General features: G+C 65.4%; 28 protein-coding genes, 1 tRNA gene and 1 pseudogene. 17 read left to right on the top strand and 13 right to left on the bottom strand.

From position 1 onward, the window contains the following. Positions 1 to 93: 93 nt before the first annotated feature. Genes AC58D2_RS03420 through AC58D2_RS03410 form a run of 3 tightly spaced genes read left to right on the top strand, consistent with a single transcriptional unit; the run spans position 94 to position 2965 of the window. Complete coding sequence (locus AC58D2_RS03420; protein ID WP_497387340.1) at positions 94 to 642, top strand: CvpA family protein; 549 nt, start codon at positions 94 to 96, stop codon at positions 640 to 642. Continuing rightward, positions 639 to 1064, top strand: coding sequence for an iron-sulfur cluster assembly scaffold protein (locus AC58D2_RS03415; RefSeq protein WP_497387338.1), 426 nt, complete (start codon positions 639 to 641; stop codon positions 1062 to 1064). Before AC58D2_RS03420 ends, AC58D2_RS03415 begins: the two co-directional genes overlap by 4 nt. Next, a complete protein-coding gene (locus AC58D2_RS03410; RefSeq protein ID WP_497387336.1) occupies positions 1061 to 2965 on the top strand; it encodes a cation:proton antiporter domain-containing protein in 1905 nt (634 codons plus the stop codon). The genes AC58D2_RS03415 and AC58D2_RS03410 overlap by 4 nt, the downstream gene beginning before the upstream one ends. On the opposite strand, the gene aroB is transcribed toward AC58D2_RS03410, so the two are convergent. Then, complete coding sequence (aroB, locus tag AC58D2_RS03405) at positions 2954 to 4063, bottom strand: 3-dehydroquinate synthase (protein WP_497387334.1); 1110 nt, start codon at positions 4061 to 4063, stop codon at positions 2954 to 2956. The genes AC58D2_RS03410 and aroB overlap by 12 nt on opposite strands. Next, positions 4051 to 4629, bottom strand: coding sequence for a shikimate kinase (locus AC58D2_RS03400; protein WP_497387332.1), 579 nt, complete (start codon positions 4627 to 4629; stop codon positions 4051 to 4053). The genes aroB and AC58D2_RS03400 overlap by 13 nt, the downstream gene beginning before the upstream one ends. Before the next feature lie 79 nt (positions 4630 to 4708). On the opposite strand from AC58D2_RS03400, the gene AC58D2_RS03395 reads away from it, so the two are divergent. From AC58D2_RS03395 to AC58D2_RS03375, 5 genes are all read left to right on the top strand, one after another. Continuing rightward, complete coding sequence (locus AC58D2_RS03395) at positions 4709 to 4879, top strand: hypothetical protein (RefSeq protein ID WP_497387330.1); 171 nt, start codon at positions 4709 to 4711, stop codon at positions 4877 to 4879. Further along, positions 4876 to 6708, top strand: coding sequence for a hypothetical protein (locus AC58D2_RS03390; RefSeq protein ID WP_497387328.1), 1833 nt, complete (start codon positions 4876 to 4878; stop codon positions 6706 to 6708). Before AC58D2_RS03395 ends, AC58D2_RS03390 begins: the two co-directional genes overlap by 4 nt. Positions 6709 to 6735: 27 nt before the next feature. After that, positions 6736 to 7665 (top strand): tyrosine recombinase, encoded by a 930-nt coding sequence (locus AC58D2_RS03385; protein WP_497387326.1) that lies wholly within the window; start codon positions 6736 to 6738, stop codon positions 7663 to 7665. A gap of 9 nt (positions 7666 to 7674) precedes the next feature. Further along, positions 7675 to 8622 (top strand): acetyl-CoA carboxylase carboxyltransferase subunit alpha, encoded by a 948-nt coding sequence (locus tag AC58D2_RS03380; protein WP_497387324.1) that lies wholly within the window; start codon positions 7675 to 7677, stop codon positions 8620 to 8622. Positions 8623 to 8845: 223 nt separating this feature from the next. After that, positions 8846 to 10354 carry a M48 family metalloprotease gene (locus tag AC58D2_RS03375; protein WP_497387322.1) on the top strand — a complete coding sequence of 503 codons (1509 nt, stop codon included), beginning with the start codon at positions 8846 to 8848 and terminating at the stop codon, positions 10352 to 10354. A gap of 69 nt (positions 10355 to 10423) precedes the next feature. On the opposite strand, the gene AC58D2_RS03370 is transcribed toward AC58D2_RS03375, so the two are convergent. Continuing rightward, positions 10424 to 10585, bottom strand: a complete 162-nt coding sequence (locus AC58D2_RS03370) for a Flp family type IVb pilin (RefSeq protein ID WP_497387320.1) — start codon at positions 10583 to 10585, stop codon at positions 10424 to 10426. A 138-nt stretch (positions 10586 to 10723) separates the two neighbouring features. After that, positions 10724 to 10894 (bottom strand): Flp family type IVb pilin, encoded by a 171-nt coding sequence (locus AC58D2_RS03365; RefSeq protein WP_497387318.1) that lies wholly within the window; start codon positions 10892 to 10894, stop codon positions 10724 to 10726. Positions 10895 to 11001: 107 nt separating this feature from the next. On the opposite strand from AC58D2_RS03365, the gene AC58D2_RS03360 reads away from it, so the two are divergent. After that, a complete protein-coding gene (locus tag AC58D2_RS03360; protein WP_497387316.1) occupies positions 11002 to 11388 on the top strand; it encodes a (deoxy)nucleoside triphosphate pyrophosphohydrolase in 387 nt (128 codons plus the stop codon). Positions 11389 to 11404: 16 nt separating this feature from the next. On the opposite strand, the gene AC58D2_RS03355 is transcribed toward AC58D2_RS03360, so the two are convergent. Continuing rightward, the gene (locus AC58D2_RS03355) at positions 11405 to 12271 is read right to left on the bottom strand and encodes a methyltransferase domain-containing protein (protein WP_497387314.1); all 867 of its coding nucleotides are present in this window, start codon (positions 12269 to 12271) and stop codon (positions 11405 to 11407) included. Between the two features lie 42 nt (positions 12272 to 12313). Between AC58D2_RS03355 and AC58D2_RS03350 the strand changes: the two genes are divergently transcribed. The 4 genes from AC58D2_RS03350 (at position 12314) to AC58D2_RS03335 (ending at position 14043) form a co-directional block, all read left to right on the top strand. Then, entirely contained in the window at positions 12314 to 13177 is an 864-nt protein-coding gene (locus AC58D2_RS03350) for a ComF family protein (protein WP_497387312.1), read from the top strand. Between the two features lie 4 nt (positions 13178 to 13181). Then, positions 13182 to 13442: a glutaredoxin 3 gene (gene grxC / locus AC58D2_RS03345; protein WP_497387310.1), complete on the top strand. Its 261-nt coding sequence runs from the start codon at positions 13182 to 13184 to the stop codon at positions 13440 to 13442. 3 nt (positions 13443 to 13445) lie between these two features. Continuing rightward, positions 13446 to 13919 carry a DUF1178 family protein gene (locus tag AC58D2_RS03340; RefSeq protein ID WP_497387308.1) on the top strand — a complete coding sequence of 158 codons (474 nt, stop codon included), beginning with the start codon at positions 13446 to 13448 and terminating at the stop codon, positions 13917 to 13919. 47 nt (positions 13920 to 13966) lie between these two features. Further along, positions 13967 to 14043 (top strand) — tRNA-Arg (locus AC58D2_RS03335). Here AC58D2_RS03335 and AC58D2_RS03330 read toward each other — a convergent pair. Next, entirely contained in the window at positions 14002 to 15015 is a 1014-nt protein-coding gene (locus AC58D2_RS03330) for a recombinase family protein (RefSeq protein WP_497387872.1), read from the bottom strand. The two genes, AC58D2_RS03335 and AC58D2_RS03330, sit on opposite strands and share 42 nt — an antisense overlap. On the opposite strand from AC58D2_RS03330, the gene AC58D2_RS03325 reads away from it, so the two are divergent. Then, positions 14932 to 15156 carry a hypothetical protein gene (locus AC58D2_RS03325; protein WP_497387306.1) on the top strand — a complete coding sequence of 75 codons (225 nt, stop codon included), beginning with the start codon at positions 14932 to 14934 and terminating at the stop codon, positions 15154 to 15156. The two genes, AC58D2_RS03330 and AC58D2_RS03325, sit on opposite strands and share 84 nt — an antisense overlap. Positions 15157 to 15180: 24 nt before the next feature. On the opposite strand, the pseudogene AC58D2_RS03320 reads toward AC58D2_RS03325, so the two are convergent. The 6 genes and pseudogenes from AC58D2_RS03320 to AC58D2_RS03295 form a co-directional block, all read right to left on the bottom strand. Beyond that, positions 15181 to 15621 (bottom strand): annotated as a pseudogene (locus AC58D2_RS03320) (recombinase family protein); the annotation flags it as partial. 354 nt (positions 15622 to 15975) lie between these two features. Beyond that, positions 15976 to 17055 (bottom strand): tyrosine-type recombinase/integrase, encoded by a 1080-nt coding sequence (locus AC58D2_RS03315; protein ID WP_497387870.1) that lies wholly within the window; start codon positions 17053 to 17055, stop codon positions 15976 to 15978. A 2-nt stretch (positions 17056 to 17057) separates the two neighbouring features. After that, positions 17058 to 18752 (bottom strand): site-specific integrase, encoded by a 1695-nt coding sequence (locus AC58D2_RS03310; protein WP_497387304.1) that lies wholly within the window; start codon positions 18750 to 18752, stop codon positions 17058 to 17060. Positions 18753 to 18906: 154 nt separating this feature from the next. Continuing rightward, positions 18907 to 19164 carry a helix-turn-helix domain-containing protein gene (locus tag AC58D2_RS03305; RefSeq protein ID WP_497387302.1) on the bottom strand — a complete coding sequence of 86 codons (258 nt, stop codon included), beginning with the start codon at positions 19162 to 19164 and terminating at the stop codon, positions 18907 to 18909. 244 nt (positions 19165 to 19408) lie between these two features. Continuing rightward, the gene (locus AC58D2_RS03300; RefSeq protein ID WP_497387300.1) at positions 19409 to 19654 is read right to left on the bottom strand and encodes a hypothetical protein; all 246 of its coding nucleotides are present in this window, start codon (positions 19652 to 19654) and stop codon (positions 19409 to 19411) included. Positions 19655 to 19781: 127 nt separating this feature from the next. Continuing rightward, complete coding sequence (locus AC58D2_RS03295; RefSeq protein WP_497387298.1) at positions 19782 to 20369, bottom strand: hypothetical protein; 588 nt, start codon at positions 20367 to 20369, stop codon at positions 19782 to 19784. Positions 20370 to 20387: 18 nt separating this feature from the next. Between AC58D2_RS03295 and AC58D2_RS03290 the strand changes: the two genes are divergently transcribed. After that, on the top strand, positions 20388 to 20663 hold the full coding sequence (locus AC58D2_RS03290; RefSeq protein WP_497387296.1) for a hypothetical protein: 276 nt from the start codon (positions 20388 to 20390) through the stop codon (positions 20661 to 20663). Between the two features lie 5 nt (positions 20664 to 20668). Here AC58D2_RS03290 and AC58D2_RS03285 read toward each other — a convergent pair whose 3' ends face one another. Continuing rightward, positions 20669 to 21037, bottom strand: a complete 369-nt coding sequence (locus AC58D2_RS03285; protein ID WP_497387868.1) for a helix-turn-helix domain-containing protein — start codon at positions 21035 to 21037, stop codon at positions 20669 to 20671. Between AC58D2_RS03285 and AC58D2_RS03280 the strand changes: the two genes are divergently transcribed. Together AC58D2_RS03280 and AC58D2_RS03275 are read left to right on the top strand one after the other, a co-directional pair. Beyond that, entirely contained in the window at positions 20975 to 21325 is a 351-nt protein-coding gene (locus AC58D2_RS03280) for a hypothetical protein (protein WP_497387889.1), read from the top strand. The genes AC58D2_RS03285 and AC58D2_RS03280 overlap by 63 nt on opposite strands. 361 nt (positions 21326 to 21686) lie before the next feature. Then, positions 21687 to 23105, top strand: coding sequence for an efflux transporter outer membrane subunit (locus tag AC58D2_RS03275; protein ID WP_497387294.1), 1419 nt, complete (start codon positions 21687 to 21689; stop codon positions 23103 to 23105). Positions 23106 to 23107 lie beyond the last annotated feature (2 nt).

The raw sequence follows: 23107 nt of genomic DNA, 5'->3' as shown, positions 1-23107 counted from the left end.
GCTGTTCTTTTCCTTGCGGGGAGAAAAGGACGGTGCTTCGACAGGCTCGGCACGAACGGATTATTGTATGAACTCTGGTTTGATCGCGGCACTATGGGAAGTCTGACGGCCATGGATATTGTCGTGTTGCTGCTCGTGGGCGGCGGCACGATCCTGGGCTTTTCGCGGGGGCTGGTGCAGGAGGTGACCTCGCTCCTCGCGTGGCTGCTCGCCATTCTTGCCGTGCGCTTCTTTCACGCGACGCTGACCGGTCTGATCGCCGATTATATCAGTGCGCCGGGCGGCGCCGCGATGCTGGCTTTCGTGCTGTTGTTCGGTGGCGTGTTCGCGATCGCGAAATGGGGATCGCGGGCCATGGGACAGCGCAGCCGCGCCTCGATCGTCGGTGGCTTCGACCGCGGTCTCGGGGCGGGGTTCGGCGCGGTCAAGGGGCTGGCGCTCGCCACCGTGCTGTTCATGGGAATCACCCTTCTTTATGACATCGGCTATGGCAATAGCGCGCGCCCGGCGTGGATGACGGGCAGCCGCACCTATCCGGCGCTGAATGCCACCAGCGCGGCGCTGAGCAAGGTGATCGCCGAACGCCGCGAGGACGCGCGCGAAACTGAGGCAGCGGCCGCCGAAGCAGGTACGGCGCGATGAGCGCGGCGCTCTATAATCGCGACATATTGTCGCTGGCGGTCGCAACGGCTGACTTTCCGCTGATCGAAAACGCACGCCGCGCTTCGCTGCGCGCGCCGCTTTGCGGCAGCCGGATCATTGTCGACGTCGATGCGGGCGCCGACGGGCTCGTCTCGGCCGTCGGCCTGCATGTCGAAGCCTGCGCGCTCGGACAGGCTTCGGCGGCGCTCCTGGCCCGCCACGCCGCCGGTCGCAGCGCCGACGACTTGCGCGCGACGCGCGACGCGATCGCCGGCTGGTTCGCGGGCGGGGACGATCCGCCCGACTGGCCGGGATTCGATCTACTCGCCGCCGCCCGCGACTATCCGGCGCGTCATGGCGCGATCCTGCTGCCCTTCGATGCCGCGGTCGCCGCGCTCGAAAGCAGGGAAGCGGGCGCATGAGCGGCTTGATCCTTGCCGCTGCGGTCACCGAACGTGCGGCCGAAACGCCGACCGATACCCTGCTGTTCGAAGGGGCGATCCTTCTCGGCGTCGCGACGCTGTTCGTGATGATCTTTCGCCGGCTCGGGCTTGGCGCGGTGCTTGGCTACCTGATCGCCGGTGCGCTCGTCGGCCCGCACGGGCTCGGGCTGGTCGGCGGCGGCGAATCCAAGCTCGCGATCGCGGAGATCGGCATCGCCTTTCTGCTTTTCCTCGTCGGGCTCGAATTGCATCCGCGGCGCCTGTGGGATCTGCGCAAGGCCATCTTCGGTCTCGGGCTCGCGCAGGTGGTCATCACCGGGCTCGTGCTCACCGCGCTGATCCTGCTTACGCAGGGGTTCAGCTGGCAGGCCGCGCTCGTTCTCGGCCTCCCGCTCGCGCTGTCATCGACGGCGCAGGTGTTGCCAAGCCTCAAAAGTTCGGGGCGGATCAACTCGCCCTTCGGGGAAAAGGCCTTTTCGATCCTGCTGTTCCAGGATCTTGCAATCGTACCGATGATCACGATCGTCGCGGCGCTGTCGCGCGCGCCCGCCGACCCGTCGACCCCGCCGGGCGGGATGCTCGCTCTCTATACGGTGCTTGCGATTGTCGGACTGGTGCTCGCGGGACGTTTTGTCGTCAATCCGCTGCTTACCGTCATCGGCCGCTATGGCGAGCGCGAATTGTTCGTGGTCGTCGGCCTGCTCGTGGTGCTGGCGAGCGCCGCGCTGATGCACAGCCTGCATCTCTCGACCGCGCTCGGGGCCTTCATCGCGGGCGTGATGCTCGCCGATTCGCCCTATCGGCACGAGATAGAGGCCGATGTCGAACCATTCCGCCTGATCCTGCTCGGTCTCTTTTTCCTCGCGGTCGGCATGGTGCTGGACGTCAATGTCGTGCTTGCCGACCCGCTCCGCGTCCTTGGCCTTGCCGCGGGGCTCGTCGTGGTCAAAGTCGTCGTGCTGACCCTGCTCGTGCGGGCGTTCGGAAAATCCTGGAAGACCGCCCTCGGCCTTGCGCTTCTGCTCAGCCAGGGCGGCGAGTTCGGTTTCCTGCTTTTCACCCAGGCGCAGCAGGCGTTGCTGATTGCGCCGCAGGCGGCAAGCCTGTTCAGCGCCGTCGTCACGCTGTCGATGGTTTCGACCCCGTTCCTGATGCTTTTCGCGCGCAATCTGGAGTTTGCTCCCGACCGCGACGGTCCCGAGCTGGAAGGCCCCGACGAAGCGCCGCGCGGATCGGCGCTGGTGATCGGCTATGGCCGCTTTGGGCAGATCGTGTCGCAGATGCTGCACGCGGTGGATTGTTCGGTGACGCTGATCGACAAGAAGCCGAGCCAGATCGAGTTGTCGGGCCGCTTCGACACCAAGGTCTATTATGGCGACGGTCTGCGCATCGACCTGTTGCGACGGGCGGGCGCCGACGAGGCGCGACTGATCATCTATTGCATCGACGATGCCTCGGTCGACGCCGATACGCTTGCTCCGATCATCGAGGCCTTCCCACAGGCGAAGGTGCTGATGCGGGTGTTCGACCGCCGGCAATTGATGGCGATCGACGGGGCGGGGACGAGCGGTGCGATCCGCGAGGTGTTCGAAAGTTCGGTCGCGCTTGGCCTGATGGCGCTGGAACAGCTGGAAATCGACCCGCGCGAGATCGAGGATGTCGAAACCGCGCTGCGCCAGCTCGACGAGACGCGGCTTGCGGCGCAGATGGACGAGGGCGACCTGTCGGCGGGCCGCGACCATCGCTTCAAGCCCGGCGGCGGCCGCGAATCGGCGAGCGTGCTCGAAACGCTGCGCCAGCGGCGGCAGGCCGCGAAGCTGGCGCGCGACGAAGAGGAAACGATGCAGGCCGCGGACCCGCGGCCGTCGTCAGCCGGTTGACGCCGCGCCGTCCAGAAAATCGGCCACCATGTCGAGGCCATAGTCTTCGGTCACGAAGCTGCGCCCAATGCCGCGGGTCAGGATCAACGGCAGCTTGCCGCCGCGTACCTTCTTGTCGTGCGCCATATGCGCCGCCAGCGCCGCGCCGCCCGAGTTGACCCCCGCGCTCGTCAGGCTGTGCGGCAGGCCGACACTGGCAAGATGGTCGCGTACGCGCATCGCATCCTCTGGCGAGCAAAGGCCGCGGTCTGCCGAAAACCGGTGCGCCAGAACCATCCCAGCGGCAACCGCTTCGCCGTGGAGCAGGCGATCCGAATAGCCGGTTTCCGCTTCGAGGGCGTGGCCGAAGCTGTGGCCGAGATTCAGGAGCGCGCGGACGTCCTGGGTTTCGCGTTCGTCGGCGGCGACGATCCGCGCCTTTGCCGAAACGCTGTGCGCGATCGCCTTGTGCCGTGCGCCGCTGTCGCCCGCGAGCAGGGCGCCGCCGTTCGTTTCGCACCAGGCAAAGAAATCGGCGTCGTCGATCAAGCCATATTTGACCACTTCGGCATAGCCGGCGGCGAGTTCGCGGCGCGGCAGGGTCGCAAGCGTCGTCGGATCGATCACGACCAGCGCCGGCTGGTGAAAGGCGCCGATCAGATTCTTGCCCGCCGCGACGTTGATCGCGGTCTTGCCGCCCACGCTGCTGTCGACCTGCGCGAGCAGCGTGGTGGGCACCTGCACGAACGAACAGCCGCGTTTGACGATGCTGCATGCGAAGCCCACGAGATCGCCGATCACGCCGCCGCCCAGCGCGATCACATGATCGCCGCGTTCGACGCCTTCGCCGATCAGCCACTCGGTCAGGCGCGCGAGCCCGTCCCAGCTCTTCGTGCTCTCGCCGGCGGGGAGGACAAGCGAGGAGAAGGAAATCCCCTCTGCGGCGAGCGAAGCGCCGACGCGGGAGAGATAGGGGTCGGCGACATGCGTATCGGTGACGATCATCGTGCGCGGGCGTCCGAGCAGCGGCGCAACATGCGCGCCGATGTCCGCGAGCAGCTCGTCACCGATCACTATGGGGTAGCTGCGCTCCCCCAGCTCGACCGTCAGCTTTTCCATGTCGGATCTTCCCATTGTGCCAGAGCCTCCAGTATCGCGCGCACCGTTTGCTCGTGCGGGTTGCTCGCCGAACCGACGCGCAGATGCGCCTCGGCGTAGATGGGATTGCGCACGGCCGCGAGCTCGCGCAGGACAGCGCCCGGGTCGCGATCCTTGAGCAACGGACGGTGGCTGCGGCGTCCGACGCGTTCGACGAGCGTCGGAATGTCGGCATCGAGCCAGATGCACAGGCTGTCCTGCAGGATCAGCGCGCGGGTCTCGTCATTGATGAAGGCGCCGCCGCCGGTCGCCAGGACCAGCGGCTTCCCGGCCAGCAGCCGCGCGATAACCCGGCGTTCGCCATCGCGGAAATGCGCCTCGCCAAACTTTGCGAAAATATCCGAAATCGTCATGCCGGCAGCGCGTTCGATCTCGTCGTCGGCATCCGCGAAAGCCATGCCGAGGCGCTGTGCCAGCCGCCGCCCGATCGTCGACTTGCCTGCACCCATCAGGCCGACGAGCACGATCGGCCGCGAACGGATCGCGGGATCGATGGCCGGGGCCGGGCTTTTCGGGTTTCGCCGCATGATGCGCGCGGCTATACCGCCCGAAGCGCGCGGGACAATGGTTTTCGGCGCGACGATGTAACCAGGGGTCGCCGGGATATTGCGCAATCAAGACAGATCGGGGAAAGGCCGCTGGGTCGGGCGACTGATCGTGGCGGCCTTGCTGCTTGTCGCCTTCGGGCTGTTGCTATTGTTTCTGGGCCGGCCGATCGAGCCGACGATGATTGAGGTGGATGTGACCGACACGATTGCCGCAGGGGCACCCCAATGAGGGCCAGGTCGCTCGCGCTGACGCTTGCCCTGTCGGGCAGCACGCTCGCCGCGGCGCTTATCTTGCCCGTGGTTGCGCAGGAATCGCTGCTCCCCGAGGGGTTCGGGAACCCGCCGGAGGCACCGGCACCGGCACCGGCACCGGCCCCCGCTCCGGCGCCGGCCCCTTCTGCCGCCCCGACCCCGACGCCAGCGGCATCCAGGCCGGGCGGACCGGCTGTGCCGACGGTTGCGCCGACGCTCGGCGCACCCGCCGACGCCGCCGACACCGACGATGGCGAGGCGGCGGAAGAGGACGGCGCACTTTCGAGCCGCCTCAAATACGACCTGCCGCCGGGCGCACGCCGCCTGCTCACGCGGATCGGTCCGCTGACTCCCGAAACCGGCGGCATGGCTCCCGATGCGTTCGGGGCGCGCGGCCAATATGCCGCGGCCATCATGCGCAACACCGACGGCCGGCTCGCGTCGCGCTGGGCGCAGATCCTGCTTCGTCGCGCGCTCCTGTCGGCGATCGATACGCCGAAGACGATCAACGGCGCCGACCTGGCCGCCGATCGCGCGGCCCTGTTGCTGCGGATGGGCGAATCGATCGGCGCGCGGTGGCTCGTGCAGTCGGTCGATTATGACCGGGCAAGCAAACGGCTGGTCTCGGTGGCCCAGCAGACCTATCTTGCAACGGCGGATCCCGCCGGCTTGTGCCCCTATGTCCCGGCGGGCCTGGCACATGGCGATCAGCACAGCTGGCGCCTGGCCGCCGCGATCTGTTCCGGACTGTCGGGCGACGCCGGTCCGGCCGGCTGGGCTATCGGGCGTGTCCGGTCGAGCGGCAAGATCCCGAATTTCGACATTTTGCTGGCGGAGCGCGTTCTTGGTGCCACGGGCGCAGGGCGTCGATCGACGACGATCGAATGGGATAATATCGAGCGGCTGACCAGCTGGCGCTTCGGCATGGCGACCGCGACCTCCATCGGCATCCCGGAAAAGCTTCGGGCCTCCGAGCCCTTCTATATGCGCGGCTGGACGGTGCTCGCTCCGATGACCGACATGGCCGACCGCGTTGCGGCCGCCCCCGACGCAGCGGCGCGAGGCGTGCTGTCGAGCGAGGCGTATGTCTCGTTGCTCAGCGCGGCGTCGAGCGAAGCCGAACCCGCTGCACCGCTGGCGGCACGCGCCGACACGCTCCGCGACGCCTTTGCGGCATCGGCGGCCGCCGATCGCTATGCGGCGATGCAGTCGATGTGGAATGCAGAGGGCGATGGGTTGCATCGCTATGCGGCGCTGATCGCCACGGCCCGTGCCGCCGCGGCACTGCCGACGGGGACAGCGGTCGGCGACGATCCCTGGCAACTTATCGGCTCGATGCTCGCCGGCGGTTACGATCGCAACGCGATGAACTGGGTCCCACAGGTGGATGTCGGAAGCCACGCCTGGGGTGTGCTCGCGGTTGCGTTGCCGAGGCCGCTCAACGGCACCAGCGCGGGACGGATCGGCGAATTTGCCGGCAGCGACGACAGCGCGGACCAGCTCCGTTCCAAGCTGCTTCTTGCGGGGCTGGCCGGCCTTGGGCGGATCGATGCAGGCGCGGCCTCTTCGGCGGCGCAGGACCTGGGGGTCGATCTCGGCAAGCAGACGCGTTGGACGCAGGCTATCGAGGCCGCCGCAGACCGCCGCGAGCCGGGTATGGTCGCGTTGCTCGCGGCAACCGGGATGCAGGGCGACTGGTCGAAGATCCCGCCCTATCATCTCTATCATATCGTTCGCGCGCTGCGCGACGTCGGGCTGGAAGCCGAAGCGCGGATGATCGCCGCCGAAGCGTTGGTGCGTGTCTGACGGCGTGCCCATGGACGGGCAGCGATCATGCAGTCCGTGAGGGACGCGGCGCTGATCGATCGCTTCCTCGAAATGATGGCGGCAGAGCGGGGCGCTTCGCGCAACACGCTCGCGGCCTATCGCCGCGACCTCGATCAGGCGGCACGGCTCGCCGATGGGCGTCTGGCCCAGGCGGACACGGCCTTGCTACGCAAGATCATGGCCGATTATCGCTCGCTCGCGGCGAGCAGCGCGGCGCGCAAATTGTCCGCGCTGCGGCAGTTTTTCGCATTCCTGCTCGATGAAGGCGAACGCGCGGACAATCCGGCGCTGGATATCGCGCGGCCGGCAACCCGGCGGCCGCTACCGCGCCTCCTGACCCACGACGATGTCGAACGGCTGTTCGCGCAGGCCGGCGAAGAGGCCGATGGCGAAGCGCCGCCGGCCGCCGCCGTTCGGCAGCTCTTGTTGCTCGAACTCCTCTACGGCTCCGGGCTGCGCGCGAGCGAACTCGTCTCGCTGCCCCGGCGCGCGATAGCTGGCGAGCGGGCCTTTCTGATCGTCCGGGGCAAGGGCGACAAGGAACGGCTTGTGCCGCTGTCCGAACGCGCCCGGACGGCGCTCGACCGTTGGCTGCCGCTCGCGGGCGACGCCTCCCCCTGGCTCTTTCCGTCGGGGAAGGGGCATGTGTCGCGCGTCCGCCTGTTCCAGCTTCTGCGCGAACTCGCCGCTCGGGCCGGGCTCGACCCGACCGCGATCAGCCCGCACGTGCTGCGCCATGCCTTCGCCACGCATCTTCTGGAAGGTGGCGCCGACCTGCGCGCCTTGCAATTGATGCTCGGCCACGCCGACATCGCGACGACCGAAATCTATACCCATGTCGACAGTCGCCGCCTCGTCGAGCTGGTCAACCGCCGTCATCCGCTGGCGCGGATGGACCGCTCGGCAGGCGTTGACGTCGAAGCGCCATCCGCCTAGCGATTCCGCATGACAGCCTTTCTGGATTTCGAAAAACAGGTCGCCGCGCTCGATCGGCAGATTGCCGAGCTGCGCGATATGGGGGACGACCCCACACTCAATATCGAACAGGATATCGCCCGGCTCGAGGCGAAATCGTCGAAGATGCTGCGCGACATCTATGCGAAGCTGACCCCCTGGCAGAAGACGCAGGTCGCGCGTCACCCCGACCGGCCGCATTTCAAACATTATGTCGCGGGCCTGTTCGACGACTGGATGCCGCTCGCAGGGGATCGCAATTTTGGCGACGATCAGGCGATTCTGGGCGGGCTTGCTCGCTTTCGCGGTCGCCGCGTGATGGTTATCGGCCATGAAAAGGGCGACGATATCCCGTCGCGCATGAAGCATAATTTCGGCATGGCGAAGCCCGAGGGGTATCGCAAGGCGATCCGTCTGATGCAGCTTGCCGATCGCTTCGGCCTTCCGGTCGTCACCCTGGTCGATACGTCGGGCGCCTTTCCGGGCATCCAGGCCGAGGAACGCGGGCAGGCGGAGGCGATCGCACGGTCGACCGAGCAATGCCTCGCGCTCGGGGTGCCGATGGTTGCCGCGGTGGTGGGTGAGGGCGGTTCGGGCGGAGCGATCGCGCTGGCGGCCGCGAACCGTGTCCTGATGTTCGAACATGCGGTCTATTCGGTGATCTCGCCCGAAGGCTGCGCCTCGATCCTGTGGCGCACGTCCGACAAGGCGCCCGAGGCCGCGGCGGCGATGAAAATGTCGGCCGACGACCTACTGGGCCTGAAGGTCATCGACCGCATCGTTCCCGAGCCGGTGGGCGGGGCCCATCGCGCGCCCGAAATCGCGATCCAATCGCTCGGCGACGCAATCGCGAGCGAACTCGATGGGCTCGCCGGCCTGCCGCGCGATGCCTTGCTCGCGGCGCGCGAAGAGAAATTCCTTGCGATGGGGCGGGGTTAGACGGCGATGCGAAGCCTGTGTGCTCCCGCGAAGGCGGGAGTCCATCTCCCGATGGCGCTATTTCAAACCGGCCGGAGATGGGTCCCCGCCTTCGCGGGGACACACGATTTTCAACCGAGTACGATCTTGTGCGGACGGGAACCCGATCGCTTGCGGTGACGTTCCTTTTCAAGCCCCTCCCCCGAAGGAGGGGGGGTGGCAAGGTAAGAGGGAGACGCAATTCATGGCGCGAACGACGCTAACGACGGCGCTGGCGATAGTGCTGGCGGGAGGTGCGATGGCGGGGAGCGGGGTAAGCGGTCCCGCCGAGGCACGGACCAAGACGATCCGGACCGCGACCAACATCACGGCGGCCGAACGCCAGCAGGGCGCCGAAGCTCATCCGCAGTTGCTCCAGGAGTTCGGCGGCGCCTATTCCGGCCCGCAGGCGGCCTATGTGACGCGTGTTGGACAGACCATCGCCGTCCAGTCGGGCATGTCGAACGCGCGCGGCGACTTCACCGTCACGCTGCTCAACTCGCCGGTGAACAACGCATTCGCGATTCCCGGCGGCTATGTTTATGTCACCCGTCAGTTGATGGCGCTGATGAACGACGAGGCCGAATTGGCCGGCGTTCTGGGTCATGAAGTCGGCCATGTCGCCGCGCAGCATAGCAAGAAGCGGCAGAAGCAGGCGACGCAGAACAGCATATTGGGCGTGCTCGGTGCGGTGCTTGGCGGCGCGATCGGCGACAATGGCGGCCTGCTCGGCACATTGGGGGGCTTCCTGCAGAATAATGCCATGAAGGCGGCGCAGCTTGCGACGCTGGGCTTTTCGCGCAGTCAGGAACTGGAGGCCGATCAACTCGGCGTTCAATATCTGAAGAGCGCGGGTTATGATCCGATGGCGCTTTCTACCGTCCTTGCGAGCCTGGCGAACCAGACCAATCTCGAGGCCCAGCTGGCGGGCGGCGATGCGCGGGCGATTCCCGAATGGGCGAGCACCCACCCAGACCCGGCCTCGCGCGTGCGCAATGCGCAGCAGCTTGCAAGCCGCTATGGCAGCGGCGGAGTACGCAATGCCGACGCGTTCATGGCCTCGGTCGATGGCGTGCTCTATGGCGACGACCCCGCCCAGGGCGTCGTCGAGGGACGCCAGTTCCTCCACCCCGACCTCAAACTCGCTTTCACCGTGCCCAACGGCTACGGCATGCAAAATGGCACGACCGCGGTCAGCATCAGCGGCAACGGCGGGCAGGGAGAGTTTTCCACCGCACCCTATAGCGGTGACATGAACGCCTATATCGCGTCGGTACTGAAGAGCGTGGGGGGCGACGCCAACCTGACTCCCGGCACAATCCAGCGTACCACGGTGAACGGAATTCCGGCCTATTACACCACGGTTCGGGCGAACAGCCAGTCGGGGCAGGTCGATGTGACCGTCTTTGCCTATGAATTTTCGCGCAGCAGCGCCTTTCACTTCGTGACGCTGGCAAAGGCGGGCGGATCGGGCACCTTCAATTCGATGTTCGGCAGCCTGCGCCGCCTGAGCGCAAGCGAAGCGGCGGCGATCCGGCCGCGGCGCGTCGATGTCGTGACGGTGAAGAGCGGCGACAGCGTCGCGAGCCTGGCGCGGCGGATGGCCTATGGCAAATACCAGTCCGAGCGGTTTCAGGTCTTGAACCGCCTGGCGTCCAACAGCCGCCTGACGCCGGGCCAGAAGGTCAAGCTGGTCGTTTACGCCGGCCGCTGACACGAAAAAGGGACGGTGGAAGACCACCGTCCCTTCGTCAACTTTGCCGGCGAACCGGCGAAAAGCTGCTTACTTGAGCTCGTCGCCCACCTTGTTGAAGGTGTTGCTCACGCCTTCGCCGACCGAGGTCATCGCAGCGATGCCGGCAACGGCGATCAGAGCGGCGATCAGGCCATATTCGATGGCGGTCGCGGCCTTGTTGTCGCGAACGAACTTTTTGATGAACTTCATGTCTGGTCTCCTGATAAGTCACTTACCCTGTTGACGGTCTGGTCAAGTCAACGACACTCGATCTACGGGGAATTGGTTTTGAAACTCTTAATGGCTCCGGCACTTTCCGATGGCGGCTGTCCCAATTCGGGCAGGCGGCTACATCGCATCTTCGGCTGCAGTCGACACGTTGGTCCACATGTTAATGGCCGCGGTCCCGAAATTGCTTACGGCCCCGACGGCCGCCAGAAAGATAAGGGCCAAAAGCAGCCCATATTCGACGGCTGTTGCGGCCCTGGTCGACCGCATCAGCCCGGCAATCATCTTCATTGTTCCGCCCCTGACTGAAGTTATAGTTCCCGAGGCGTCGAGGATCGCACAGGAAAGTTAACAATTTGACCGTTTCGCTTCCCCCTGAATCGCAAGAAAAATCCCTGATGGTGGTCGCTGTCGCGCTGGTCGACGGCGATGGTCGGCTGCTGGTGCAGCGCCGGCCGGAGGGCACGTTGATGGCGGGCCTCTGGGAGTTTCCCGGCGGCAAGATCGAAGCCGGCGAAACCCCCGAAGCCGCGCTCGTCCGCGAACTCCGGGAGGAACTCGCCATCGACGTCGAGGCGGCGTGCCTGGCGCCCGCCTGCTTCGCGAGCGACCGGATCGGCGACCGGCATCTTCTGCTGCTTGTCTATGCGTGCCGCAAATGGCGCGGGGCGCCGCAGGCCGTCCACGCGAGCGAGTTGCGGTGGGTCCGTCCGGTCGATCTCTATGCGCTCGACATGCCGCCCGCCGACCGGCCGCTCATCGGCCTGCTGGAGGCGCTTCTATAAGCCTGCGCGCCCGACCTTAAGGTTCCTCGCCGTCGCCCCGGGGCTTCAGCGCGTCCGCCAGGGAGGCCGTCCCGCTGCCCCGCCGCGCCGGGCGTGGTTGGTCGGGATGGGGGGCCCAGCCGCTGAAATGGACCAGGCGGAATTCCTCCGCAATGCGGCCGTCGGGATCGGCCTGCGCCGAATAGGCGGCGGCTATTCGCGCGGCTTCTTCGCGGGTCAGCGGTGGCGGGGCCGGAAGCAAGCGGTTCGCCAAGCCTGCGGCCCGAAGGTCGCGGACCAGCGCGAACCAGTCGCCATAGCGCACCGTCAGCGCCTCGACATCGACGACGGGCATGGTGAAGCCGGTTCGTTGCAGCAGGTTGCCCATCGCCGAAAGGTCGATTTGCGGGTGCATGCGCGCGATCGGGCGCACGCCGTCGGCCATGATCGCGCGGCGATGGCGTTTCAGGCTTCCGTCGCCGACGAACGCCCCGAGCAGCAGCCCGTCGGGGGCAAGAAGCGCGTGGAGCCGGACGAGCGCGCCGGGAACGTCGTTCACGCTGTCGAGCCCGCCGGGCCAGACGACCAGGTCAAAGCTGCCGAGGGGCAGGTCCACCGCGTCCGCTTCGCCTTCGATCGCCCCTGCCGTCCGGGCAAGCCGCGGGCCGGCCTCCAGGATGGTCAGTGTGGAGCCGGTCGATCGCAACGCGTCGATCAACCGGGCATCGTGCGCACCGATCAGCAGCGTCCGTTCGAAATCGCGTGTCACCATCGACAGGCGATCGAGCAGCGTCTCGGCGATGATCGGGGCGAGGAAATCGGCACCGGCGGGCAGCCGCGCCATGCGATCGCGCTGCGCACGGTGGCGCGCGCGGGCGAAGAGGGGGGCGGGGGAGGCGGACATGCGGCGCTTGTGCCGCTTCGCATCCTGCTTCACAAGTCCGCTATGGCGATCGATCCGGACCCGGGCAGGGCTGTGCATTCGCTGCGCTTCCTGCGCGGGGCGGGGCGCGCGATCGTCGACTATGCGTTGCCGCCGCGGTGCCCGGCATGCGGAACGATCGTTGGCGCCGACCGCCAATTCTGCCTCGACTGCTGGTCCGGCCTTCATTTTCTCGACGGTCCGGCCTGCATCCGCTGTTCGATACCGCTTCCGCTCGCGCAGCCGGCCGGCGATCTTGAATGCGGCGCCTGCCTGGCCGATCCGCCGCCCTTCGACGGTGCTCCCGCCGCGGTCGCTTATGGGGCCGCTGCGCGCACCGTTGCGCTGCGGCTCAAATATGGCCGTCGACTCGGCCATGCGCGGTTGATGGCGGGATTGATGCTTCGTCCGCTGCGGAGACTCTGCGAAAGTGGCGAGGCCCCGGGTGCCGCCCCTCTGCTGGTGCCGGTTCCGCTGCATCGCTGGCGGCTGTGGTCGCGCGGCTTCAACCAGGCGGGACTGGTGACCGACGAACTCGCGCGGCTCAGCGGCTTTGCGCGCGATCCCGATCTGCTCCTGCGCAAGAAGGCGACGCCGTCGCTGCGCGGCAAGGGCCGCCGCGAGCGCGAGCGTGTCGTCGCGGGTGCTTTTGCGCTCGCGGCCGATGCGAAGTCGCGCGCGGCTGGGCGCCACCTGATCCTGATCGACGATGTGCACGCCAGCGGCGCAACGCTGCGCGCGGCGGCGCGCCTGCTCCGGCGCAGCGGGGCCGCGCGCATCTCGGCGCTCACATGGGCCCGCGTCGTCCCGGAGGCTGCGGCCGCGGGCGACCCATTTGACTTTGCCGCGCTCGATTCCGATATGAGTGACGAAAGGATGACAGGATAGCCCCATGGCGAAAATCGAAGTCTATACGAAATTTCTCTGCCCCTATTGCTCGCGGGCGAAGGCGTTGCTCGAGCGCAAGGGCGTCGAGGTCGAAGAGATCGACGTGACGATGGACCGCGCCGGGTTCGACGCGATGGTCGAGCGCGCCGGCGGACGCCGGACGGTGCCCCAGATTTTCATCGACGGCCGTCACATCGGCGGCAGCGACGAGCTTGCGGCGCTCGATGCAGGGGGCGGCCTCGACCCGCTGCTTGCGAAGGGCTGACCCTTGATCGTCTTCGACCTGTGCTGCCGCGCCGGCGATCATCGCTTCGAAGCGTGGTTCGCCAGTAGCGAGAGCTTCGCCGACCAGCAGGCGCGCGGCCTGATCGCGTGCCCGGTCTGCGGCGACAGCGCGGTGCAAAAGGCGGTCATGGCGCCGCGCGTCGGTGCGAAGTCGAACCAGCGGGGCGCGCCTGCGCCGCCCGCGCCCGCCGCCCCCGACGCGGCACAGCAGGCGGCGTCGGACGCGATGCGCGAGATGCTCGCGGCAATCGCGTCCAGACAGGCGGAGATGCTGCCCCGTTCGCGCTGGGTCGGCCGCGACTTCGCCGATGCTGCCCGCGCGATGCACGAGGGCCGCGCGCCCGAGGACCTGATTCACGGGCAGGCGTCGCCCGAAGAGGCGCGCGCGCTCCATGACGACGGCATCGCGGCCATTCCGCTGCTTGTTCCCGTCGCCCCGCCCGATGCGGTGAACTGACAGTCCGATTGACGCCCTGCCTCCGACGCCGCTACACGAGCCGCGGCGCGCCCGTAGCTCAGCAGGATAGAGCATCAGATTCCTAATCTGGGGGCCACAGGTTCGAATCCTGTCGGGCGCACCATTCTCGAACAAAAGAGAGAACTGCGGGCGTGGTTTTGGCCACGCCCGCTGCAGCACTCCGGGCCAACACGGCCTTGGAGCCGCTGATACGGATTTCCCGATCGTTCACGCGCACTTCGCTCAGCAGCAGCCGGGCATAAGCCTGACGCAGATCAGGCTGGCCGTGATGCAGCTTATCACGGAGAAGCAGTGCCAGCTTCTCGATCTTGGCAGGCGTGATCACCGGCTCGGCCATAGCCAAGCGGCGGGTAAGATCGGAAACTTGCTCGGCGAGTTCATCCCGGCGGAACCGCAGGTTCACCAGACGCTCGCGCATCGAAGCGTCCTCGGCATCCATCAGGCCCCTCTCGACCAGTTCCAGCAGCCGGGCGATGCCTGCTTCGGCTTCCTTGTGGTCCTGGCGCATCTGCCGCAGCCGATCACGGTTGCGGTCCTCGCGTTCCAGAGCGGTGCGCAGATAGTCGCTGAGCAGGCCAACGAGATGTTCGGGCTGCAATATCTGCTTCGTCACCTCGCCGATGACGATTCCGTCGAGCTTGTCCATCGGCATGCGCAGCCCCTTGCAGCCGAAGGGACCTTCCTTGAGGCGGCGCGAGCAGCAGTAGTAGCGATACTGCCCGCCCTTGCCGGTGTTCTGGATCAGGGCCGCGCCGCAATGACCGCAGCGAGCGACACCAGCGAGCAGCGTGGGCGAGTTGACGATGCGCGGAGCGATCCGCTTGGGCGCCCGGCTCTGGAGCAGTGCCTGCACGGCGTTGAAGGTCTTCTCGTCGATGATCGTAGGCACCACGAACGGCACCCACTCTGACGGCGGTCGGGGCCGACCATTGCGGCTGTCGGTGCGATTGAAGTAATGCTGCCCATGATAGGTGGTGGAAGTCAGGATGTCGTGGACACCGCCAGTGGTGAACCTGCGCCCACGCCGCAGGATGCCACGTTCGTTGAGCCATGTGGCAATAGCCTTCACACCCATGGGACGACCCTCGGAGCCTATGGCCATGTCGAAGATCATGCGGACGATCCGCGCCTCGGGCTCGTCGATGACCAGCACCTTCTTGTCCTTGTTGCCACGCCGTTCGGCGATCTCGACGCCATAGCCATAGGGCGGGCGTGAGCCGTTCCAGAAGCCCTGCCGGGCATTCTCCAGCATGGCGCGGTGGACGTGTTTCGCGGTCTCCCGGCTCTGATGCTCGTCGAAGATATGCAGCAACTTGCGGAACATCTCGCCGGTCGGGTCTTGGCCGACCTCCTGCGTGATCGAGACCAGTTCGACCCCGGCTTTCCGCAGCTCGCGCACGTAGAGTTCAGAATGCAGCGAGTCCCGGCTGAACCGGCTCAGCGAATGCACGACCACGAGATCGAAGGGTTTGTCAGTCCGCTTCGCCGTGTGGATCAGTTCCTGAAAAACCGGCCGGTCCTCGTCGAGCGCCGAAGCGCCCGGCTCCGAGAAGATTTGCACGACCTCAACGCCCTGCCGCTGACACCATATGCGGCACTGGGCAATCTGATCGGGGATCGACAGGTCGCGCTCGGCCTGCCGTGCGGTCGACACGCGGACATAGATCGCCGCGCGGGTCATGGGCGGTCACTCCTGGTCGAAGAGGATCGAGTCGATCTCCCTGCCGAGATAGGCGCGCAGGATCGCCACCTCATCGCGCAGCACCGGCATTGCCGCCGGGAAGTCACTGACCACAACCTGCTCATCGCTGACAGGCTGCCTGACCGGCGGCGGAGGCAGAGCCCGCCTGCGCCGGATGACGATCCGACCACTGCGCTTCGGCGCAGGGTGGCCCCTGGACACGGGGCAGGAGGCGGGCTGGGCGTCCATCTCCCATTGTCTACGGGCAACGATCGCATGCAACCAAGACCCAAATATCCGGGCGGGACACAGCCTGTTCCACTTGGCTCGGATCGTGCAATTAATTGCACGAAGTTAACCGACATGGCGCTGTCCTTTCTGCGCTTTGAAACGATCCAGAGCCGCCATTCTCCTGGCCTCGAAGGCGGACTGCACCGCATGATGGGCGCGAGTGCCGTTGGCAAGGATGTAGTATTTGTGCGCAGTCTGATGATCGGCATGGCCGAGGAGATCGGGGACCAACCCCACCATGTCGGGATCGTGATCGACGAAGCTGGTCGCTGCAATGCTGCGGACCAGGTGCGGCCAGACATGGCGACCGAAGGCGGCGCAGGTCCGTTTCTCGATCTGGGCGCGTATCGCTCCTTCCTGCATGGAGCGTCCCCAGCGGTCGATCCAGAGCCTGTCGGTCTTCTCGCCGTTGCTCCGTGCCAGCAGCCTGCGTCGATGATCTCGCAGATAGACATCGACATAGAAGCTCAGCGCCGGGGACAGTTCCCCTTCATAGGCACGGCCGTTCTTCGTTTCCTCAGCACTGAAAGACAGGCGATAGCTGCCGTCGCCGAACCAGAGATGCTCGCCGATCGCGATGGCGGTGAGATTGGCGATCCTCACCGGGCAGCTTACCAGGACCGCGATCAACAGGCCGTCACGCAAGCAGGTCGCCGCATGGTAGCGATCGCCCATGTCCAGCGCCCGGTTCATGAGATCGACACCCAGGGCGAGAAGCTGGCGTGCGTCGACCATGTGACCGCGCTTGTCGCGTTCGGATTTGGCGATCATCTTGAGCCTAGAGACAATCCTCTGGAGCCAGACCCAGTCCTGATCCGGCGCCATGGCCACGAGCATCCGGGTCAGGCCCTCGACCATCATCGCCACACTCCAGGAGGATACCCGTTCCTGAAGCTGGATCACGAATAGCCTGATCCGATCCGCCGTCACCCGCGCTTCGGGCGACAAATCGGGTTCGAGCCAGCCGTTGCGGGCGAGAAAGGACAACCACTGGCCATAGCCTTGCTCGACGATAAGGCAGCGGCGGTCACTCCATTTCCGCGCGGGCTTCGGCCCGGACAAGAAGCTCGTCACCTCGCGGGCATCACGGTATCGCGACTGGTCCATGACCGGCCAGTCATGCAGCTTGATGCAGAGAGGCATCCTCACAGCAGGTCCTCCCTCTCATCGAAACCGCCACCTTCTGTCCGGCGCCTGGCGCGCTTGATCCTGATGCGGGCCGTTTCACGACCGCGCAGAATGTGCTCCTGATAGTGGCGCGATGCCTGACGTTGCTTGGACCGGGCGTAATAGCGCCGGGTCGTGTTGACGTCGCGGTGCCCCAGATGCTGGCTGACCGTGAACAGGGCTTCCGGATTGTCCTGCAGGAACAGTTCCGCCGAGATATGGCGGAATTGATGCGGAGTGATGGCGACGCCCAGCACACGCTTCGACTGCGCCCCCACGGCATAGGCCATCGTCTTGGGATTGATGCAACTGCCGTCGGCCGCCGGAAACAGCCAAGGACTCGCTGACGGACACAGCTTCGGCCGCCAGTCCCGGAGATAGGCTTCGAGCATGGCCACGGTCTGGTCGGGCAGGCGGAAGCGCAAAGGCTCCTCGTTCTTCACTTCCTCGGCGTCATGCTCAACGATCCAGAAAGCATCGTCGCCCTGACCGATCCGCCTGATCGACTTGTCGAGTTCGAGCCCCACAAGATTGGCGCGGCGGACGCTGCAGACGAGAAGCAGTTCGATGGCCATGGCCGTGCGGGCAAGAGCCGGAGCCCAGGATTTGTCCGGGTTCTTGCGCGCGCGTTCGAGCAAGATAAACGGCAGGAGATGGATCAGGTCGCGGAAGCGCGGGTCGTCCAGCCTGTCGAGCAGCGCCCTGTTTTTGGCCGTCATGCCCCGGTGCTGGTCCCGCTGATCACGCACACTGCGGAATATCTGGTCGAGACGGTCGAGATCGCTCTTCGGCAGTTCGCACCAGCGGGCGATGGTCCGGACGCGAAGCGCCAACTGGAACATCTGCGGCGTGATCCTGCCGTCCGCGCGGCTGTGCAGAAACTGCATGACCCGATTGATATTCTCGGGCCGAACCACGTCCGCGAGAGACGACAGGGTGGAGATCGGAACGCCGCCACGAACCAGCGCCGACACGGCAATGGTCACATTGTGGCGATACTGATCGATCGTCGTGGGCTTCAGGGGCTTGTGGTGCTGTGCCTCGAAACAGGATGGCGCCGACAGCGACGCCAGAAACGCCTCCCGTTCCGTCACCAGCCTTTCCGGCCATTGCTCGTCTGCAATCCAGTAGCTGACCCGTTTGAGTGGCGGCGGCGTCAGTTGCGGCAAGCCATTGGTAGAGGCGGCCAGCCTGTTCCATGCCTTGATGCTGCCGCGCAGGACGCCTTCCCAGTCTCCGACCATCGCCTCGTCGCGCAGATGAGCCACGAAACGCTCGATCACCGCGTCCGACATCTTGTGCGGCGGAACACCCAGCCCTGCGGCGAAGTGGAACAGGCGCGAGGTGGCTCGCTGCATCTTGGTGTCGAGCGATGCCTGCAACTCCCCCCACTCGCCCTTGAGCGGAAAACGCGAGCGCGGGTTGACCAGCTTGCCTTGCGTTCGCAGGATGCGGAACGCCTTGCGGGTCCTGGACTTCAGATTGGCAAAAGACTGGTCGGTCATCCCGGCCATGGCTGGAGACAGACTATCCAGCCGCTCGAAAATAAGGCGCTCGTTGGCGGGCGTATCCAGGGTCCCGTGACCAACCAGTTTGTCGACGCCCTTGAGAGCTGAACGCATGAAGGTCACTTCCGCATATGGAGCCCCGCATTTGAGCAGAGCTTCGCGCATATCGCCTACATTGTGGATAGCATAATTCTGATCATACTCACCGTTGTTATGGTCATTCGTGTGCATTGTTATTTATCCTCGCTCATATGTGAAAAATTGTGAAACCCCATATATATTATTCCCTGGCTGTAGTTATTTGGGGTATTCATAAGGATCAGTTGACCTCACCTTTGAGGAACTTAACGAGGTCCGCCTTGTCGATCCTGACCCGGCCTCTTTCCTTGGAGCGGTAGGCGCGAAGCCCCTCCTCGCGTATCCAGCGGCGGACCGTGGGCTGCGACACCTGGGCGAAGATCGCGGCCTGACGCACCGTCAGTAGTTCGACGGGCATGGCGATGGCCGGGGTGGGCGTGGTGGATTTGCGCAGGGGCTGAACCGGACTGGCGGTCTTCCTGCGATTAAGATTGAGCACCTTGGGTCTCCTTCTACCAATGGACCATGCCACCGGGAGGAGACTGTTGGGCTGTGCGATCACGCTGCTACAGGGCAGCGGATCATGGCCTGACAACCACCTCGGCGCCTCGTCGGCGGCGTTGGTGGTTGGGCATAATGATCAGGACTGTGCGGAAATCATCAACAAAATTCGGGGGTGGGACACGCTGCGTCCCACTTGGCAGGTCCCGCTTGGGGAGACGAGGGCGACTGACGTCGCCGGGTTAGTGACGGGCGGCTCCATCATCGGACAAGGTCAGCAGTCCCGCCTGCTCCATCTCCTCCACTTGCGGTATGGACCAACGGTCGTTTTCCTCGCGAAGGTAACGGATCGCTTCCAGCATCTCGTCATCGGCACCGTGCTCGAGGATGAGAGCTTCGATCCGACCGAGCTGTTCGTCGATCCATAAGGCCGTCTCATGCTCCTCGATGTCTTCGAGGGTGGGCGCTTGCCGATCCGTATTGTTCATTTGCCTGTTCCTCATGCTTGACGAGGGGGATGATGCCGAACCCGCCAGGCAGTTCAAGTGTCCGTCGAGGCCCTGGAGCAAAATGCGACCAGAGCAACGCTTCCCGACTGCCTGGCGGAAGCAGGGCTCAGCCGGAATGGCTGCTGGAAAGCAGCTTGGCCAGCGCCTCGGTCAAGGCCGCCTCCTTGTCGCCCAGCCCCCTGCCGGATTTGACGCCGCCATAGGCCGTGATCGCAAGCTGGAATATCTCATATTGATCGGGGGCCAGATACAGGACGACGCAGCGGGCATCGGGGTCCGGCTCCTCGCCCTCCATCAGCTTCTTGAGTTCATAGGCGGAATGCGTCTCGGCAAGATCGAGAAGCTCCTCGCAATTATCCTGGTCGATCTGCGAGGCGATGATCTGGAGTTTGGTCCATCCTATACGCCGTAGCCGATCCGACGCGATGCCCAGATCATGGAAGCGGCGGTCAATCCTCGCAAGCGCATAGGCTTTGCGACGCCCGATTTTCAGCTTTCTCGCGACCGACACGAAATCGTCGGGATGCTCGTCCTGTATCTCGCGCAAGTAACGGGCCGCTTCCAGGAAATGATCGCCGATCATCTCGATGAACGCCTGCGGCACCCTGGGCGCCTTCGATTTTGTCCCTTTCATCTGCTTAAACCTTTGATGTTGTTGGGACTTATTTCCTATGGAAAAGACGCCCTCAGGCAATGGATATTGGTCCGAAAAATGGCTGATTTCCGAGCTTTGAGAGTTAATGGCTTGGTGCAATTAATTGCACGAAAAGGGGCAGGAAGGGAGCGGGTGTCGATTGCTACGCCTTTATTGTCCCCAAAAGCCCTTCACGACGAGGACAAGTTCAAGCACAATCGTAGCCGCCACCATCCAGGTGATCTGGCGCACCTCGCGATGGAGACGGATCAATCTGGTCCGAGCATTGTTCATGGCCTGAACCTGCTTCAACCGGAACAAATGTGCAATCCCGTCATCGTTGCTGCTTGGTGATCAGGCTATGTTTCGATATGGCGCTTGCCAGAAAACTCCGTTGCTTTCTCCGCATCGAACAGTTCGGCGACGTCGACCTTCAAAGCATTCGCAATCCTGACGAGCACCTTCACTGACGGATTGCGGACCCCACGCTCCACCCCACTGATATATCCGCGATCAAACCCGCTGTCGGTCGCGAAATCCTCCTGCGTGATCTCCCGCTCCTTCCGCAGCCGCCTGAGATTCCAACCTATGCGCGTGTGCCTATGCGCGTGTGGACGTCCATTGAGGTGGACGATCAGTTCATGTGACTGATTAGCCCACGACTTATGAGTCTCATTTTTCTGGACGCAATTGCACCGATCACGCAGAGAAGGAGCATGGCAAGGCATCGAGCAGTCCCGGTTCTCATCACCCACGACAACAATCGCAGCGCGTTGACGCGCGTTCGGCTTGGGGGCGGCCTGCATGACGAGAAGTGGCTCCAGGCGCTGATCCATGATCACCCGACTATCCTGCCGATCTCGGACATCGAGCCTGGCTTCAGCGACCTGATCGCCGTCGCCCGCGAAGTTCCCTGCGGCCACGGATTTATAGACAACCTTTATCTCACGCCGTCAGGCGACATCGTGCTGGTCGAAACGAAGCTGTGGCGGAACACCTATCGACGCAACGCCTAGCCCGAGGGGCATCTCGACTTCGATCGATGCGAACGGGTTAGGGAGCGTGAGTGTCTACGTCCGGTCGTTTCCGGGCACTTCAGCCACTTCGCCACCGATCGCCCTGTTTCGGCTGGATTTCAGACATCGGACGGGATGCGGGCGCATGGGGCGCGATCCGGGCCGTCCTGGTGAAACGATATCCTGCATCTTCGCCGGTCGTGCCGTATCATGGCTCGCCCCCCCCCCGCCGGTACCGGATCGTTTTCCCGCTGATTTTTGGCGACTTTGCGGCTGGACGGTTGCCGAGCGCCGTTAAATTGTCCATCCAGTGACGGCATCGACATCGGTCGAGCGCGGCAAATATTTGCGAGGGGGGTGAATGACAAAGCCGGGAGAGCGTTGGCTGCTCGTCGCCCTGACCGCCGCGGGCCTTGGCGCTTGCAGCCCGTTGACTCGCCAGGCGCCGCCGCAATCGGCGATCGCGGTTCCCGATCATTGGTCGGTCGAGACCAGCGCGCGTGCGGCCGACTTGGCGCATTACTGGACGCGCCTCGGCGACCCGCTGGTGGATCGCTATGTGGACCTTGCGCTGGCGAACAATCGCGACATCGCCCAGGCGGCGGCGCGCGTCGCGCAGGCCCGCGCCGGGGTACGCGCCGCGCGCGCAAGCTATTTCCCCCAGATCGACGCGTCGGCGGGGGTGCAGCGCGATGTCGGCGACCTTGCCGACGATCGCTATCAATTTTCAATCGGAGCCGATGCCCAGTGGGAGATCGACCTGTTCGGCCGCATCGGCAACGACGTGGCGGCGTCGCGCGCCGACCTCGCGGCGGCGGGTTATGGCCTGGCCGATGTACGACGGCTGATCGCGGGACAGGTCGCCCAGACCGTCGTTTCGGCGCGCACGCTCGCCGTGCAGCTTGCCATCGCGCGCGAGACGCTGTCGATCCAGGACGAAAATCTGCAGATCGCGCGCTGGCGCCTCCAGGCTGGTCTCGTATCGAGCCTCGACGTCGAGCAGGCGGCGGCGCAGCGGGCGCAGACCGCGGCGAGCATTCCCGCGCTCGAACGCGACCTGGCCCAGGCGGCGAACAGCATTTCGACCCTGATCGGCGAGCCGCCCGGCCCGGTCCGCGCGGCCTTTGCCACCGATACCGCCGCAATCCCGGCGCCGCCCGACGAGGTCGGCCTGGAGGCGCCCGCGGCGATCCTGCGCGCCCGTCCCGACGTCCGGCAGGCCGAAGCGAGCCTGATGGCGGACAGCGCGCGGATCGGCGTCGCGCGCGCGCAATTGCTGCCGCTCGTCCGGCTGACCGGAAATGTCGGCACCTCTGCCTTTGGCGTCGACAATCTGTTCGACATCGTCACCGGCGGTCTGTTCGCCGGGGTCAGCCAGCTGATCTTCGACGGCGGCCGCGCCCGCGCCCAGGTGGCGAGCGCGCAGGCCGCGGCGCAGGCGTCGCTCGCGGCGTGGGAAAGGGCGATTCTCGGCGCGCTCGAGGACGTCGAGAGTTCGGCCGCCGCCGCCAGTGCGGCGCGCGATCGCGTCGACCTCTATCGCACCGCACTCGACGCCGCGAACAACGCCGCGCTGCTCGCCCGCAGCCAGTATCAAAGCGGCCTGATAGACTTCCAGACGCTGTTGACGACCGAAAACCAACTGCTCAGCGCGCGCAATGCGCTCGCGGCGAGCGAAGCCGAACGCGCCAATGCGTTCATCGCGCTCAACCAGGCGCTCGGTGGCGGCTGGGACGAGGCCGCTGCGGACCCGCAAACCCCCGATCCGAGTGAGGGATGAGA

It is taken from the genome of Sphingopyxis sp. CR5, from assembly GCF_059693785.1.
The sequence above is the reverse complement of the archived record's forward strand: the minus strand, read 5'-3'. Positions and strand labels throughout refer to the sequence as shown.

What these genes read in the sequence shown, in the direction of transcription:
- AC58D2_RS03285 (WP_497387868.1), bottom strand. Translation starts at nt 21,037, where the DNA reads ATGCCTTGCCATGCTCCTTCTCTGCGTGATCGGTGCAATTGCGTCCAG.
- AC58D2_RS03380 (WP_497387324.1), top strand. Translation starts at nt 7,675, where the DNA reads ATGACAGCCTTTCTGGATTTCGAAAAACAGGTCGCCGCGCTCGATCGG.
- AC58D2_RS03330 (WP_497387872.1), bottom strand. Translation starts at nt 15,015, where the DNA reads ATGGGTGTGAAGGCTATTGCCACATGGCTCAACGAACGTGGCATCCTG.
- AC58D2_RS03415 (WP_497387338.1), top strand. Translation starts at nt 639, where the DNA reads ATGAGCGCGGCGCTCTATAATCGCGACATATTGTCGCTGGCGGTCGCA.
- AC58D2_RS03385 (WP_497387326.1), top strand. Translation starts at nt 6,736, where the DNA reads ATGCAGTCCGTGAGGGACGCGGCGCTGATCGATCGCTTCCTCGAAATG.
- AC58D2_RS03350 (WP_497387312.1), top strand. Translation starts at nt 12,314, where the DNA reads ATGGCGATCGATCCGGACCCGGGCAGGGCTGTGCATTCGCTGCGCTTC.
- AC58D2_RS03310 (WP_497387304.1), bottom strand. Translation starts at nt 18,752, where the DNA reads ATGCGCGAAGCTCTGCTCAAATGCGGGGCTCCATATGCGGAAGTGACC.
- AC58D2_RS03410 (WP_497387336.1), top strand. Translation starts at nt 1,061, where the DNA reads ATGAGCGGCTTGATCCTTGCCGCTGCGGTCACCGAACGTGCGGCCGAA.
- AC58D2_RS03275 (WP_497387294.1), top strand. Translation starts at nt 21,687, where the DNA reads ATGACAAAGCCGGGAGAGCGTTGGCTGCTCGTCGCCCTGACCGCCGCG.
- AC58D2_RS03355 (WP_497387314.1), bottom strand. Translation starts at nt 12,271, where the DNA reads ATGTCCGCCTCCCCCGCCCCCCTCTTCGCCCGCGCGCGCCACCGTGCG.
- AC58D2_RS03375 (WP_497387322.1), top strand. Translation starts at nt 8,846, where the DNA reads ATGGCGCGAACGACGCTAACGACGGCGCTGGCGATAGTGCTGGCGGGA.
- aroB (WP_497387334.1), bottom strand. Translation starts at nt 4,063, where the DNA reads ATGGAAAAGCTGACGGTCGAGCTGGGGGAGCGCAGCTACCCCATAGTG.
- AC58D2_RS03370 (WP_497387320.1), bottom strand. Translation starts at nt 10,585, where the DNA reads ATGAAGTTCATCAAAAAGTTCGTTCGCGACAACAAGGCCGCGACCGCC.
- AC58D2_RS03290 (WP_497387296.1), top strand. Translation starts at nt 20,388, where the DNA reads ATGGCTGATTTCCGAGCTTTGAGAGTTAATGGCTTGGTGCAATTAATT.
- AC58D2_RS03360 (WP_497387316.1), top strand. Translation starts at nt 11,002, where the DNA reads ATGGTGGTCGCTGTCGCGCTGGTCGACGGCGATGGTCGGCTGCTGGTG.
- AC58D2_RS03280 (WP_497387889.1), top strand. Translation starts at nt 20,975, where the DNA reads ATGAGTCTCATTTTTCTGGACGCAATTGCACCGATCACGCAGAGAAGG.
- AC58D2_RS03400 (WP_497387332.1), bottom strand. Translation starts at nt 4,629, where the DNA reads ATGCGGCGAAACCCGAAAAGCCCGGCCCCGGCCATCGATCCCGCGATC.
- AC58D2_RS03315 (WP_497387870.1), bottom strand. Translation starts at nt 17,055, where the DNA reads ATGCCTCTCTGCATCAAGCTGCATGACTGGCCGGTCATGGACCAGTCG.
- grxC (WP_497387310.1), top strand. Translation starts at nt 13,182, where the DNA reads ATGGCGAAAATCGAAGTCTATACGAAATTTCTCTGCCCCTATTGCTCG.
- AC58D2_RS03420 (WP_497387340.1), top strand. Translation starts at nt 94, where the DNA reads ATGGGAAGTCTGACGGCCATGGATATTGTCGTGTTGCTGCTCGTGGGC.
- AC58D2_RS03390 (WP_497387328.1), top strand. Translation starts at nt 4,876, where the DNA reads ATGAGGGCCAGGTCGCTCGCGCTGACGCTTGCCCTGTCGGGCAGCACG.
- AC58D2_RS03365 (WP_497387318.1), bottom strand. Translation starts at nt 10,894, where the DNA reads ATGAAGATGATTGCCGGGCTGATGCGGTCGACCAGGGCCGCAACAGCC.
- AC58D2_RS03300 (WP_497387300.1), bottom strand. Translation starts at nt 19,654, where the DNA reads ATGAACAATACGGATCGGCAAGCGCCCACCCTCGAAGACATCGAGGAG.